The sequence below is a fragment of the Vibrio sp. 10N.247.311.47 genome (assembly GCF_041467535.1).
Taxonomy (GTDB): Bacteria; Pseudomonadota; Gammaproteobacteria; order Enterobacterales; family Vibrionaceae; genus Vibrio; species Vibrio crassostreae_C.
In genome coordinates, this window is record NZ_JBFSUR010000013.1 from 39,444 (window position 1) to 54,151 (window position 14,708).

The 14,708-nt window shown below is 45.2% G+C and carries 11 protein-coding genes; 5 read left to right on the forward strand and 6 right to left on the reverse strand.

Going from position 1 to position 14,708, the window contains the following annotated elements:
- Window positions 1–80: 80 nt before the first annotated feature.
- Window positions 81–2,642: a penicillin-binding protein 1A gene (locus AB6E51_RS10755; protein ID WP_032546261.1), complete on the forward strand. Its 2,562-nt coding sequence runs from the start codon at window positions 81–83 to the stop codon at window positions 2,640–2,642.
- A gap of 111 nt (window positions 2,643–2,753) precedes the next feature.
- Here the strand turns inward: AB6E51_RS10755 and oxyR are convergent, their stop codons facing one another.
- The gene (gene oxyR, locus AB6E51_RS10760) at window positions 2,754–3,647 is read right to left on the reverse strand and encodes a DNA-binding transcriptional regulator OxyR (RefSeq protein WP_372057601.1); all 894 of its coding nucleotides are present in this window, start codon (window positions 3,645–3,647) and stop codon (window positions 2,754–2,756) included.
- A gap of 219 nt (window positions 3,648–3,866) precedes the next feature.
- On the opposite strand from oxyR, the gene AB6E51_RS10765 reads away from it, so the two are divergent.
- The 3 genes from AB6E51_RS10765 to AB6E51_RS10775 all read left to right on the forward strand — a co-directional run bounded on the left by AB6E51_RS10765 (window position 3,867) and on the right by AB6E51_RS10775 (window position 8,203).
- Window positions 3,867–4,595, forward strand: coding sequence for a glutathione peroxidase (locus AB6E51_RS10765; RefSeq protein WP_004737157.1), 729 nt, complete (start codon window positions 3,867–3,869; stop codon window positions 4,593–4,595).
- Between the two features lie 207 nt (window positions 4,596–4,802).
- Window positions 4,803–6,269 carry a dihydrolipoyl dehydrogenase gene (locus AB6E51_RS10770; RefSeq protein WP_372057600.1) on the forward strand — a complete coding sequence of 489 codons (1,467 nt, stop codon included), beginning with the start codon at window positions 4,803–4,805 and terminating at the stop codon, window positions 6,267–6,269.
- A gap of 245 nt (window positions 6,270–6,514) precedes the next feature.
- A complete protein-coding gene (locus AB6E51_RS10775) occupies window positions 6,515–8,203 on the forward strand; it encodes a hypothetical protein (RefSeq protein ID WP_372057599.1) in 1,689 nt (562 codons plus the stop codon).
- A 69-nt stretch (window positions 8,204–8,272) separates the two neighbouring features.
- On the opposite strand, the gene AB6E51_RS10780 is transcribed toward AB6E51_RS10775, so the two are convergent.
- Window positions 8,273–8,632 carry a RidA family protein gene (locus AB6E51_RS10780; protein ID WP_017071317.1) on the reverse strand — a complete coding sequence of 120 codons (360 nt, stop codon included), beginning with the start codon at window positions 8,630–8,632 and terminating at the stop codon, window positions 8,273–8,275.
- Window positions 8,633–8,719: 87 nt separating this feature from the next.
- Here AB6E51_RS10780 and AB6E51_RS10785 point away from each other — a divergent pair, with 87 nt between their 5' ends.
- A complete protein-coding gene (locus AB6E51_RS10785; protein ID WP_029235423.1) occupies window positions 8,720–8,968 on the forward strand; it encodes a DUF3624 domain-containing protein in 249 nt (82 codons plus the stop codon).
- A gap of 255 nt (window positions 8,969–9,223) precedes the next feature.
- Here the strand turns inward: AB6E51_RS10785 and argH are convergent, their stop codons facing one another.
- The 4 genes from argH to argC form a co-directional block, all read right to left on the reverse strand.
- Complete coding sequence (gene argH / locus AB6E51_RS10790) at window positions 9,224–11,098, reverse strand: argininosuccinate lyase (RefSeq protein ID WP_017061136.1); 1,875 nt, start codon at window positions 11,096–11,098, stop codon at window positions 9,224–9,226.
- A 347-nt stretch (window positions 11,099–11,445) separates the two neighbouring features.
- Complete coding sequence (locus AB6E51_RS10795) at window positions 11,446–12,657, reverse strand: argininosuccinate synthase (protein WP_017061137.1); 1,212 nt, start codon at window positions 12,655–12,657, stop codon at window positions 11,446–11,448.
- A 113-nt stretch (window positions 12,658–12,770) separates the two neighbouring features.
- Window positions 12,771–13,559 carry an acetylglutamate kinase gene (argB, locus tag AB6E51_RS10800; RefSeq protein WP_017061138.1) on the reverse strand — a complete coding sequence of 263 codons (789 nt, stop codon included), beginning with the start codon at window positions 13,557–13,559 and terminating at the stop codon, window positions 12,771–12,773.
- A gap of 12 nt (window positions 13,560–13,571) precedes the next feature.
- The gene (argC, locus tag AB6E51_RS10805) at window positions 13,572–14,576 is read right to left on the reverse strand and encodes an N-acetyl-gamma-glutamyl-phosphate reductase (RefSeq protein ID WP_017061139.1); all 1,005 of its coding nucleotides are present in this window, start codon (window positions 14,574–14,576) and stop codon (window positions 13,572–13,574) included.
- Window positions 14,577–14,708 lie beyond the last annotated feature (132 nt).

Consider the following 14,708-nt stretch of genomic DNA (forward strand, 5'->3'; position numbering starts at 1 on the left):
TTAATAAACGAAAGCTAAGTTTTTAGCCTAGAGTACAAGGGTTTGCTGCTTATCAGCCTTAACTAATCAGGGATTATCCGGTGAAGTTCATAAAGCGATTATTCATATTTACATTGATTTGCATGATTCTTGGAGTCAGTACAATTTTCGGGTTTTATTTTTACGTAAAACCAGAGTTGCCTGATGTTGCCACTTTGCGCGACGTAGAACTCCAAACGCCGATGCAAGTCTTCAGTCAAGACGGTAAGCTGATCTCTCAATTTGGTGAAAAGCGTCGTAATCCAGTCACTTATGACGAGATTCCTCGCCACTTAGTTGAGGCTCTGATTGCCACCGAAGATAGCCGTTTCTATGAACACCCAGGTATTGACCCAATCGGTATCACACGTGCAGCACTCGTGGTTGCAATGTCGGGTTCAGCCAAACAAGGTGCTAGTACCATTACTCAGCAGCTTGCGCGTAACTTCTTCTTATCTAATGAGAAAAAGATTATGCGTAAGATCAAAGAGATCTTCATTGCGATCCACATTGAGCAACTTCTTAGTAAAGAAGAGATCATGGAGCTTTACGTCAACAAGATCTTCCTTGGTCACCGTTCGTATGGTTTTGGCGCGGCAGCACGTGTTTACTTCGGTAAAGATCTTCCTGATCTCACGCTGAGTGAAATTGCGACCCTTGCGGGTATGCCAAAAGCACCTTCGACAATGAACCCTATTTACTCTGTTGAGCGCGCGACTAACCGTCGTAACGTTGTATTGCGTCGTATGTTAGACGAGAAATACATCACTCAAGCAGAGTTCGATGACGCTCGTAGCGAAGAGCTTATCTCGAAATACCACGGTGCAGAGATCGAACTGAGCGCGCCATATGTTGCTGAAGTTGCACGTGCTTGGATGGTGGAACGCTATGGTGAAGAAGCTTATACATCAGGCATGAAGGTCTACACGACCGTTGATTCGAAACTGCAAAAAGCAGCGAACCAAGCCGCAATTAAGAACCTACTTGGCTACGATGAGCGTCACGGCTACCGTGGTGCTGAAAAAGTATTGTGGCAGACTGCGCAATCAGCGTGGGATCAAGAACAAATCGTTAAACACCTTAAGTCTCAACCAACCTATGGTGACCTAGTCCCTGCTGTTGTTACCGCGGTTGATTCGAAAAGTGCTCAAATTTGGGTTAAGAACCAAGGTGAAGGCACTATCGAATGGCAAGGCATGAACTGGGCGCGTAAATTCCTAACGGATAACCGCCAAGGACCAGCGCCTTCTCAAGCGAAAGAAATTCTGGCGGTTGGTGAACAAATCTGGGTTCGCCATGAAGCCGTTACCGGCGATGAAGTCTCTGAAGAGCCGACAGAAGAGTCAGCGACTGCAGAATCAGAAACACCGATTGTATGGCGACTAAGCCAAGTACCGAATGCGAACACAGCATTTGTTGCAATGAACCCGAACAACGGCGCGGTATTGTCGATGGTCGGTGGCTTTAACTTTGTCCACAACAAGTTCAACCGTGCAACGCAATCTATTCGTCAGGTGGGTTCTGGTATCAAACCCTTTATCTACTCAGCAGCGATTGAGAAAGGCTTAACGCTAGCCTCACTGATCAACGATGCACCGATTAACCAATGGGATAAGAGCCAAGGTACCGCATGGCGACCAAAGAACTCGCCACCGACTTACGTGGGTCCAACTCGTTTACGTATTGGCTTAGCTCAGTCTAAAAACGTAATGGCGGTACGTGTACTGCGCGAAGTAGGCCTAGATGATACTCGTAACTACCTAACTCGATTTGGTTTTGATATTGACGAAGTGCCTCGTTCAGAGACCATTGCTCTGGGTGCGGGTAGCTTAACGCCAATGAAAGTAGCTCAAGGTTACTCAGTATTCGCTAATGGCGGCTACTACGTTGAACCTTTCTACATCAGTCGCATTGAGACACCATTTGGTGAGACTGAATTTGAAGCGACACCAAAAGTGGTTTGTAAAGACGATTGCCAACAGCAAATGACCTCAGACCCAATGGCTGATGAGTTTGCAGAGCAAGATGTGGATGCCAAAGTACAATACGCACCTCAAGTTATCTCTGAACAGAACGCATTCCTTGTTCGTGAAATGATGTACAGCAACATCTGGGGTGGCGGTGATTGGAGCGCTGGCACTGGTTGGAACGGTACTGGTTGGCGTGCACAACCGTTGAAGCGTCGTGACATTGGCGGAAAAACGGGTACCACCAACGATTCTAAAGATACTTGGTACAGCGGCTACGGCCCTGGCATGGTGGCTACGGTATGGGTTGGTTTTGATAACCACAACCGCAACCTAGGCCGTACTAAAGCGAACTCGAACCTTGGTAAAAATCAGATTACTGGTGCAGAAGCTGGCGCGAAAACAGCAGAACCTGCATGGGTTGATTTTATGGGTACGGCGTTAGCGGGTGTTCCTGCTGAGCGTAAAGAAATTCCGGAGAACATCGTCCGTGTTCGAATCGACCGTGAAACTGGCTTACTGACCAACAAGTTCGATAGCTCATCAATGTTCGAGTACTTCGAGAAAGGCACAGAGCCAACCGAGTACATCACTGAGCGTTTCAATGATGACATCTACTCAACCTCATCAGGTGAAGCAGTAGAAGAACTGTTCTAACTAGGGTTTGTAGAACCTAGTAACATGAACCAACAAAAAGGGTTGATATGAATTCATATCAACCCTTTTTATATATCTATATCTGACCAGACTAGGCTCTAAATTCAAGCGCTAAGCCGTCTTCTCCAGTTGAGTTCGAATCGTCTCAGCCAGTTGCTCAAAGCGCCCTTTCAATGGAGAGCCAGGACGGTACGCAACCACAATACGACGTGAAGGTGTTGGGTTTACCGCAGGCACGTAGCACACACCATCTTTTTGCTTTTCCTTGGGTACAGACAATTGAGGTAGCAAGGTAATGCCCGCCCCCGCCGCGACCATGTTACGCAGCGTCTCTAAGCTGGTCGCTTTAAAGCGCTCATCATCTTTTGCTCCCGCAGCAAAACAGAACCCTAGGGCTTGGTCTCTTAAACAGTGACCGTCACCAAGTGCTAAGACTGTCTGTCCATTGAGTTGAAGCATATCTACCGTGTCCTGCTGAGCCCACTCATGGTCACACGGAACCGCGACACTCAATGGCTCGTCATACACATCAATTTCTTTGAACACCGCCGTTTCATCAACCGCAGCCAGTACCAAGCAGTCAAGCTTGCCATCTTCCAATTGACTCACTAATTGATGAGTTTGCGCCTCATGCAGGTATAGCTCTAACTCAGGAAAGCTCTCTTTCAGGTGAGGAACAATCTTAGGCAGGATATAAGGGCCCACGGTTGGAATGAAACCAATATGCATTGGTCCGGTCATCGCTTCACCGTGTCCACTCGCCATATCCTTAAAAGTCTTCACTTCGTTGAGAATACGCTTAGCTTGTTCAACAAGTTGTAACCCTGATTCTGTAAATATCACCTTCCTTGGACTACGCTCGGTTAACTGAAGTCCGATTTCATCTTCTAGTTTGCGTATTTGACCGCTTAGTGTTGGCTGACTGACAAAGCACGCTTCTGCCGCTTTACGGAAGTGTTTGTGCTCTGCGAGCGCCACCAAGTATTCAAAGTCACGAATGTTCATGATCAGTCTCTTACCTCAGGTTTAATAAGAACAAGGGTTTTCATAGCAACATTTAAAAGAAAATGCTCTTGATAGAATTTACCTATCAAAACCATAACATCAAACGATTAGAGCTATCAAAGAATTTATCTAATAATGGGCTCAACAAAACGAAACAGAGCAACGAAAAACGTTAAGCTCTAATAGAACAAAATTAAAATATCATTTAAGGAAATCAATATGTTTGCATCTAAAGAAGGTCAATCAATCCCTCAAGTAACATTCCCGACTCGCCAAGGTGATGCATGGGTTAACGTAACGACTGAAGAGTTATTCAAAGACAAAACAGTTATCGTATTCAGCCTACCAGGCGCGTTTACTCCAACTTGTTCGTCAAGCCACCTTCCTCGTTACAACGAACTACATTCTGTGTTCAAAGAGAACGGTGTTGATGACATCCTTTGTGTTTCTGTAAACGATACGTTCGTAATGAACGCATGGAAAGCAGACCAAGAAGCAGAAAACATCACATTCATCCCAGATGGTAACGGTGATTTCACAGACGGCATGGGTATGCTAGTTGAGAAAAACGACATCGGCTTCGGCAAACGCTCATGGCGCTACAGCATGCTGGTTAAGAACGGCGTGGTAGAAAAAATGTTCATCGAAGAAGACGTACCAGGCGACCCGTTCAAGGTTTCTGATGCAGACACTATGCTGAACTACATTGCTCCAGAGCACAAAGAGCAAGAGTCAATTACAGTATTCACTAAGCCAGGCTGTCCTTTCTGTATGAAAGCGAAACAGAACCTAATCGACAAAGGTCTAAACTACGAAGAAGTAGTACTAGGTAAAGACGCTACAACAGTAAGCCTACGTGCAATCTCTGGTCGCACAACGGTTCCTCAAGTATTCATCGGTGGTAAACACATCGGTGGTAGCGAAGAGCTAGAAGCTTTCCTAGGCTAATCACTGCCAAAAGGCTAACCCACTCACTTGTGGGTTAGCTAACCCTATCGGGTTGAATCAGGCTTGTAGCTCGCATTAACCACAGTCACAAGCTAAACCTAATAAAACAGAACCACAAAACTGACCCGCTATCCTGACTCACTAAAAACATCACATGAGTTGGAGGGGTTCGTTCAAACTAAATTTAGCCATTGCGAGAAAATTATTATGAAACAAGTCAATGTAGATGTAGCAGTTATCGGGGGCGGTACGGCAGGTCTAGGATCATACCGCGCTGCAAAAGCACACACTGACAGTGTCGTGATGATTGAAGGCGGCCCTTACGGTACAACCTGTGCTCGTGTTGGTTGTATGCCATCTAAACTGCTTATTGCAGCTGCGGAAAGCGTACACCAAATCGAGAAAGCTCCGGCTTTTGGCGTTCACCCACAAGGCGATATCGTAATTAACGGTCGTGAAGTCATGGACCGAGTGAAGTTTGAACGTGACCGTTTTGTTGGTTTTGTTTTAGAAGGCGTCGATGAAATTCCAGAGCAAGATAAGATCTCTGGCTACGCAAAATTCTTAGACGACAACACACTCCAAGTTGATGACCACACGGTGATCACGGCAAAGCGTATTGTTATCGCAACCGGCTCTCGCCCTGCATACCCTGCCGTTTGGAATGAGCTTGGCGATCGCCTGATCATTAACGACGACGTGTTCAGCTGGGATGATTTACCAGAATCGGTTGCGGTATTTGGCCCTGGTGTTATTGGTCTTGAGCTTGGTCAGTCACTGCACCGCTTAGGTGTGAAGACCAAACTGTTCGGTTTGGGTGGTCAAGTTGGCCCAGTAACTGATCCAGAGATCATGGCTTATGCAGATAAAGCTTTCAATGAAGAGTTCTATCTCGATGCCGACGTGAAAATCGAAAGCATGAAGCGCATTACCACTGAATCGGGTGAGCCACGTGTCGAAATCCAGTTCATCAATAAACAAGGTGAATTAGAAACTAACGTCGTTGAATACGTACTAGCAGCAACAGGTCGTCGCCCTAACACTGACAAGCTTGGCTTAGAGAATACCTCTCTAGAGCTTGATGAACGTGGTGTGCCAATCGCAGACCACTACACGCTACAAACATCACTACCATCAATATTTATCGCTGGTGATGCGAGTAACCAACTGCCTCTACTGCATGAAGCAGCAGACCAAGCTCGTATTGCGGGTGACAATGCAGGTCGCTTCCCAGAGATTCGTGCAGGCCTACGCCGCTCTAAAATCTCGGCAGTATTCTCTGACCCGCAAATCGCGATGGTTGGTGAAACCTACAAAGAGATCACCACACGCTTGGGCACATGTGGCTGTTTCGCAACGGGTGAAGTGTCTTTCGAAAACCAAGGTCGTTCTCGAGTGATGCTGCGCAACAAAGGTATTCTGCACGTATACGGCGAGCAAGGTACAGGCCGCTTCCTTGGTGCTGAGATGATGGGACCAAACGCAGAACACTTGGCTCACTTGTTAGCATGGGCACACCAGAACAAGATGACGGTTTCTGAGATGCTAGACATGCCGTTCTACCACCCAGTAATCGAAGAGGGTGTACGAACTGCCCTACGTGACCTGAATGCGAAACTGCACCTAGGCCCAGAGATGGTGAAACACTGCCTAGATTGTGGCCCTGGTTGTTAAATTATTGATATTTAATATAAATAGCTTACCTTTGGTAAGCTATTTTTCTATTTACCCACATATTTCATAATGTTTTCCACACCAAGTATGATTAAAGTCACTTGGTTACTTTTAGATACATTTCGACACTTCCATTCATCCCCTTGCATACCTCTATAATAGTAACTCATCGAAAGGTGACCTTTATTCCATAAAGGGAATTTTCAGCAATTTACTACAACTAAAATGTTCACAAGGAAGATGTAATGTTCAAACAAAGTTTGCTAGCAGCAACCATTACTTTGGCTTTAATTGGGTGCGGCTCAGACTCCAATTCAGGATCAAGCGAGGAAACTATAACCTCATACCAATTTATTGATTCTGCTGTTGAAGGGTTATCATACACAACAAGCTCAGGGTTAAATGGAGTAACGGATTCAGAAGGGAATTTCAACGCCCTCCCGAACGATTCAGTCACCTTTTATATTGGTGGTCCTGATGGTGTAAAAGTAGGAGCAGCTTCAGTGCAAGAAGTAGTAACACCGTTTGAAGCAGCTGGTAAATACAACAGAGCGATAAACTTAGCGGTTCTACTCCAGTCTGTTAATAACCAATTTGGTAGTTCCGGAAGCGGCGTTTTAACTATCCCGGAAAAGCTACAAGACAGAGACGATCAGCAAGTTGCTGATGCGTTAGTCAACCTTAGACTCGACAATATCAGCAGTGTTGAGACTTTTTTAACTGAGATTGGCGTTGCTTCCACGAACATAGTGACTGACGCTGAAGCTATCGCACATATGTCTGATTCTTTTGGTGAAATGGTGCGTGGAGACGTTGATACCAACAACCCGTTCGCACAAGGTGGTCATAAACACGTACGCTATATCGATGTTACTCAGTATAAAATCGCTACAGACTTAGACCCACAAACATTTACCTACGCACATGCAGATAAAACCCTGCCAATCGAGCTCTTTGAAAAAACTCGTGGCATGACATCTATGGACTTCACTTTAGATTCAGAAAACGTAGTTATGCTTGCTGGCTCAAACGACACATCCCTTTCGGAAAGCAGAGCTGAAGATTATTTAAACTGCCTCGCGGCAGGCCATAACTTTGTTGATAAAAGCTGTGATGGAATCCCCGACGAAAATTATTCGATCATTAAAAATGGGACATTCGCTTACCAACTGCAAGACCCTGAAGGTGTTCAAGAAACCAACGAACCATTTCCTTGGGATGAGTTCAATTTTGGTCCATTCCAAGCAAGCACTATTAGTGAGTTAAATCACTTCAATGAACGAGTTCGAGACGATAAAGATGATGGAGATATCGACTCCGCATGGCAGCGTGAAGTTATCTCAGGAGCTTACGACCCGATTACTGGCATCTACACAGAGATTACTAACAAAACAGAGTTAAATGGAGATAGCTGTGATCTATCGCCATCAAGTTGCACCGATAGCCGAAACACTCAGTTAGTCGCATTCTATTATCCTGTAGATGAGGCTGGAGGTGAGCGCTACGTAAACTTTGAAGGTGAATGGGTTAACACTCAGATTTGCGCAGACAACTCCGTAGCGAAGGAAAGCTACTCTTTCTCAGAATCCAATGTCACCATCAGCGGTTCGGAATGTCAAAATGGAACCGCACAAGACAATACCCATGACGAACCATACACCTATGAAGATTTAGCTAACATCGATTATTGGTGGTTCAACCAAACAGGTCGACAATCTCAGGCAACCCTTACAGAGTTGAACACGGTCGTGCGCTTCTGTGATCAAGATGACTATGTTCAGGGTGACGTGTGCTCTGACAATAAAGAGTATTTCGTCAAATGGGAATACCAACCTGCTGGGACAGACTGGGATCAAGGCTTGTTAATCCGTACGAAGAAATCTAAGTCGGGTCAAGTTGTTGGTCGTAGCATAATGCAAAAAGTATCTAGCTAACTGTTTCAGAATTAGTCATATAAAAAAGCCTCGCATAACAGCGAGGCTTTTCATTGAACTAAGAATGACTTAACAACAGCTGTTTTTCTCAGCAGCAATCACAGAGATCTCAACAAGTAGCGCCTCTCGAGCCATGTCGCCAGTCACACATGCGCGAGCTGGAGCGTGACCTTCTGGAACCCATGCATCCCACACTGCATTCATTTCTTGGAAGTCTTTCATGTCTTTCAAGTAAATCGTTGCTGACAGCATGTGCTCTTTGTCGCTGCCTGCTTGCTCAAGTAGCGCTTCTACTTTATCTAACATGGTTTGAGTTTGTTCAGTGATGTCTTTAGTTGCATCAGCACAAACTTGGCCACATAGGTAGATAGTACCGTTGTGTTTAACAATACGGCTCATACGTTGCTTGGTTTCTTGGCGCTCAATCATCGACTTTCTCTCTCTGTGTCACCGTGATCCAATATCTTGTGACGTGTTATTATCAGGGCAACAAGCATAACGCGAATCAAACCCAAGATGACATGCATTCATTGCAATAAAAGTGAAAAAATCCGTAACAAACTCGGTCGCTGCCAGCGTTGCATGAATCAGCTGATGGTGTTGTCGATTTTGAGTTGGGGAGTATGGTGGCTGTTTTTCAGAGAAGACCCAAAAACCATCAATGCCATCGCGTTGATGATGGCCGCTTTCGCGTTCAGTGGCTTGCTGTCGTTGCATTGGGTCATGAAGTTTGTGGTGTTACCGTTAAAGGGCAAAAAACGTTAGCTGGAAGTCTTTATTGGATAAAGAGTAGTGATTAGAGACAGGGCTAAACAATCCGATAATTCATCATAATTTTCGAGCTATTGTCATTTCCCGAACAGCAGATAGAAAAAAGCCCCAGAACCAATCGATTCTAGGGCTTTCTTAGAAAATTCTAAGAAAAAGCAGTGGTACTTTAATAGACCGGGCTTTTCTTAGTTTGTTCCCAAAAAAGATCAGATTTTTGATCTTTTTTTTAGGAGCTATAAAATCAATGCCCTATGCAACATTAACCTTAGCAATTATCTGCTCTACCAAGTTCACTTCCAATGCCACTTCATCACACGCATGTTGACGAGGACACTGGTCACAATCTTTCAGTACCTTCTCAGGCAGCAGAGATTTCGATGTTGGTAAGAAATCATGCTTCATAAAGAACTCTGGAGTACGAGTCAGCACAAACACCTTCTTGATGGCCATTTGTCGCGCTTTCTCAACCAAGTGCTGCACAATTGCGGTACCCTGCCCTTGACCTTGCCAGCCAGCTTCGACACCCAGTGAACGGATTTCCGCTAGGCCAGAGTCATACACATAGAGTGATGCACAACCTGTCACCTCACCATGATGCTCTGCGACCGCAAACGAGCCAATATCACGCACCAGTTCATTACGAGAACGAGGTAGGTTTTCACCCATGTTCGCCCAGTAAGCGACCATACCTTCCAACGCTTCAATATCGGTCAGACGAGCAGGACGAACCTTGACGATGGACGTATCACGCTGTGATAAACGTTTCTCAGCTTGGTCAACCGCGTAAGCCACTTGCTGTGGAGATACACCGCCTAGCGCGCTACGTTTTTCAAGACACGATTCAATGGTCAGGATGTCATACACATCTTCCTCAATCACCTCAGAGAACTCTTTCATCTCTGCGATGGTTAATTCTTCTAATGCACAGCCTTTAGCAATCGCCGCCACTACCGTCACACCAACAATATGGTGAGCTTCACGGAAAGGAATCCCTTTCGCTACTAGGTAATCAGCCAATTCAGTTGAGTTCGCGTAGCCTTGTTTCGCGGCTTCAAGTGTACGTTCGCCGTTCACTTTAATGCCGTCAAAACAGAGTGCTGCCATTTCCATACAATCATTCCAAGTATCTAAAGCGTCGAACAGACCTTCTTTATCTTCTTGCATGTCTTTGTTGTACGCCAAAGGCAGAGCTTTTACTGTCATCATCATTGCCGCTAATGAACCGTAAACACGGCCAGTTTTGCCACGGATAAGCTCTAGCGCATCTGGGTTTTTCTTTTGTGGCATCAGAGATGAACCTGAAGTCACGGTATCCGCTAACTCGATGAAGTTTGATTCACCTGAGTTGTAGAAAATCATATCTTCTGCAAGACGCGAAAGGTGAAGCATAGAGATAGAAGCAATCGACATTAGCTCCATCACATGGTCGCGGTCAGAAACTGAATCTAGAGAGTTGCGCGTTGCACGACGGAAACCTAAGTTGTGAGCTAACTCTTCACGGTCCATCGGGTAAGCTGTTCCAGCAAGGGCACCAGAACCCAGCGGACATGTGTCTAGACGCTTAATCGCATCATTCAAACGTGAATAATCACGCTCAAGCATTTCAACGTAAGCCAAGCACCAGTGAGCAAAAGTTACCGGCTGAGCACGTTGTAAGTGAGTGTAGCCAGGAAGCACGGTTTCTTGATGCTGAGAAGCAACGTTCACCATTTGGCTTTGTAGGCGATCCAATGCCAGTAGCAGTTGGTTACCTTGCTGACGACACCATAGTTTCAGGTCTGTCGCCACTTGGTCGTTACGAGAACGGCCAGTGTGAAGTTTTTTGCCCAAGTCACCGACTTTGCCGATAAGTTGCTGCTCAACCCAGCTGTGAATATCTTCTGCATCAGAACGTAGAATCTGTTCAGGATCTTCCATCACCTCAAGTTTTAGCTCATTCAGCGCTAACTCAAGCTTCTGTTGCTCTTCTTCTGTTAATACGTTGACCGACAGTAGAGCTTTAGACCAGGCAATTGAGCCCACAATGTCTTGCTCAGCCAATCGGTAATCAAAACGAAGAGAATCGTTAAAATCTTTGAACCGGGTGTCTGCTGCTTGGGTAAATCTACCGCCCCATAATGCCATTGTGTATCTCCTAATTGCACAGTGCTCACTGTTTTTGCAAATGATAATTCTGATTAAGATTCAGTATTTTTCTGATGGTTTAAACTTACGGCAATTCAAAATGAAAATAAAGTATTAATTCATTATTTTCACATATTTATTCACCAACAGTTCAATCCATTGATTATTTTTAGCGTGGAGCGCGAATTATATGCCATCCGATAGGAAAAACCGAAGCTGATTTATTAGGCAAATAGAAAGTAAAAAGCCCACTCACTAATCAATAGTGAATGGGCTTTGCATAATAATGTCTGTTTACTAACCTTCAATCTTTCATCAAAGGCTAGCTCACTAACTCATTGTTAGGATTACTTTTGGCTATTCAAAGCACGGATACGGCTTGATAGCGAGTAAAGGCGGATGAAGCCTTCAGCATGGCTTTGGTCGTAAACTTCATCTTCACCAAAGGTTGCAAACTCTTCTGAGTACAGGCTGTTGTCAGAACGCTTCTGAGTCACCGTTGCATGGCCTTTGTAAAGCTTGATAACCACTTCACCATTCACGTCTTGTGCTAGCTCTTCTGTCGCGGCAAGGATTGACTTACATAGTGGAGTGAACCAACGACCATCGTATACAAGGTGAGAAGCCTTAACACCGAGCTCTTCACGGAATTCGAATGCCGCTTTATCAAGAACCAGTTGCTCTACTGCACGCAGTGCTTCCATCATGATTGTGCCACCCGGAGTTTCGTAACAACCACGAGACTTCATGCCAACAAGACGGTTCTCTACGATATCGATACGACCAACACCGTGCTTAGCACCTTTCTCGTTTAGGTAAACCAGTGCGTTGTATGGCGTCATTGTTTCGCCATCAACCGCAACCACTTCGCCTTTTTCAACTTTAAGCGTCACTGTTTCAGATTCGTTTGGCGCTTGCTCAGGGTCTACAGTCCAAGCCCAGCAATCTTCGTTAGGTGCATTCCATGTGTTTTCTAGAACGCCGCCTTCTGTTGAGATGTGCCATGCGTTTGCATCACGCGAGTAAATCTTAGTAAGAGAAGCCGTACAAGGGATGTTACGCTCAGCCAGGTAATCTAGACACTCTTCACGACTCACTAGATCCCATTCACGCCATGGTGCAATTACGTGTAGATCAGGTGCTAGTGCAGCAAATGCGCCTTCAAAACGAACTTGGTCGTTACCTTTACCTGTACAACCGTGACACAGTGCGTCTGCACCTACTTTACGTGCGACTTCAACCTGTGCTTTCGCGATGATTGGACGCGCCATCGACGTACCTAGTAGGTATTTACCTTCGTAGTAAGCGCCCGTTTTCAGCGTTGGGTAGATGTAGTCAGCAACCATCTCTTCTTTAAGGTCTGCGATGTAACACTCAGATGCACCAGAAGCTTTTGCTTTCTCTTCGATACCAATCAACTCTTCGTCGCCTTGACCAACATCCGCAACAAACGCAACCACTTCACAGTCATAGTTCTCTTTCAACCATGGAATGATTACTGATGTGTCTAGACCGCCAGAGTAGGCTACTACAACTTTCTTTACGTTAACTTTGCTCATTTTCTTTCTCCTAGTTTCCATACTGCACATGGCGGTCAGCGTTGGAAATGACTTCATAATTATATGTTTATTTAATTTGTCTAAATTCTTTAAGTAGTGACTCGTTGTGAAACCTACTGAGGTAAAAACTGTGTTCCTATGCTTTTACCTGAAAACAGTTGTGTTAGCTTTTCTGGGTATCGCCAAGTGGCAACTTCGATTGGTCGTCCAAGGTCGTTAGCGGCTTCTAGTGCGGCTTGAACCTTAACGATCATGCCGTCGGTAATCACTTTGCCTGTAATAAGGTCATCAGCTTGTTGTTGATTAAGGCTTGGAATGAGGTGACCTTTGCCATCCAACACACCACTTACATCAGAAAGCAGTACCAGTTCAGCATCAAGTGCGCCTGCAACGGCAACCGCAGCTTGGTCGGCATTGACGTTCATCAGTTGGCCTTGCTCAGTCAGACCAATCGAGCTAATGATAGGCAGTGCGCCCGCATTAAGAATCGCTTGCAGAACGGTTGAGTCGCCCGGCTCCGCTTTTCCTACCGCCCCCAGTTCAGGGTTCAGTTCGCTCACTTTGCATAAACCACCGTCTGCTAGGCTTAAACCAACGGCATTGATACCGTCTTTAATCGCCTGACCTTGAAGTAATTTATTCGCCGTGCCCGCTAATGCACCAGCGATCACTGGGATCTGATCATAAGGAGTAACACGTAGCCCTTCTTTCTTAACGGTTTCGAGGTTCAACTTATTCATCAAATCATCAACAAGGTAACCGCCGCCGTGAACAATCACGATTGGTCGTTGTGCCTGTTGTTGGTAAGCAGAGATAGCACCAAATAACTTGCTAAGTGTTTCACCACAAGATAGCGCAGCGCCACCTAACTTTATGATTAATGGTTGATTATTAAGGCTCATATCTAGATTTCCTTACACTAACGCAGTTAATGGCGCAAAACCATAACGTAAATTCAAACACTGCATCGCTTGGCTAGATGCACCCTTTAATAAGTTATCAATCGCTGAAACAACGATGATGTGATGACCTTGAACCTTCCAACCTAAGTCGCAGAAAGGCGTCTGCTCTACATCTTGAATTCTTGGCAATGTCTCTTCGAGTAATCTCACCGCAGGTTTACCTTGGTAAGCTTGCTCGAAGGCATCTTGTATCTGTTGTTCTGTCACGCCTTCAGCCAATTTCATGGTAATGGTTGCCAAAATGCCACGCTTAAAGTTGCCGAGGTGCGGGGTAAAAATCACATCACATCCTAAATGTGCAGCCATTTCAGGTTGATGACGGTGATTGAATACACCATAAGCTTGCAAGCTCACTTCGCAGAAGCTGTTGACCATCGTCGCCTTGCGGCCTGCACCAGTCACACCGCTGGTTGCGTTAATCACTGGCCATTGGTTTTCATCCAGTAACTTGGCTTCAACCAAAGGCTTAATCGCCAGTTGTGATGCGGTTGGGTAACAACCCGCGACAGCGACAAGCTGAGCTTCTTTAATTTCTTGTTCGTTCCACTCAGCTAAACCGTAAGCCGCTTTGTCTAGCCATTGTTCGTGTTGATGTTCAAAACCGTAAAACTCTTGATAGAAGTTTTCGCCTTTAACTCTGAATGCACCCGATAGGTCGAAGACTTGGCAATCGTTCTCTAGAAAAATTGGCGCTAGGTCGTGACTAACCTCGTGTGCCGTTGCTAAGAAAATCACATCAGATTGTTTAGCTACTTCTTCCGGATTTGTTAAAGGTTGTACTGGCATATCAATCAAGCCAGCTAACTTACCGTGCAGTGCCGCAATAGGTTTACCTGCGTCTACACTATTGGCTGAGACATATAAACCTGATAGCGTGAGCTCAGGGTGTCTGTTTATCATTAGAGCCAGTTCTGCTCCTGTGTAGCCGCTTGCGCCAATGATCGTGGTTTTCAACATCTCAACACATCCATTTTTGAGGTAAGTTACATTTCAAATTTGACTATTCATACTTAATTTTTAGCTTTATTTGATTTCTTATGCATTAAATATGATTTAATATGTGTTTTACCGACTTATGGTTTTCCTGTC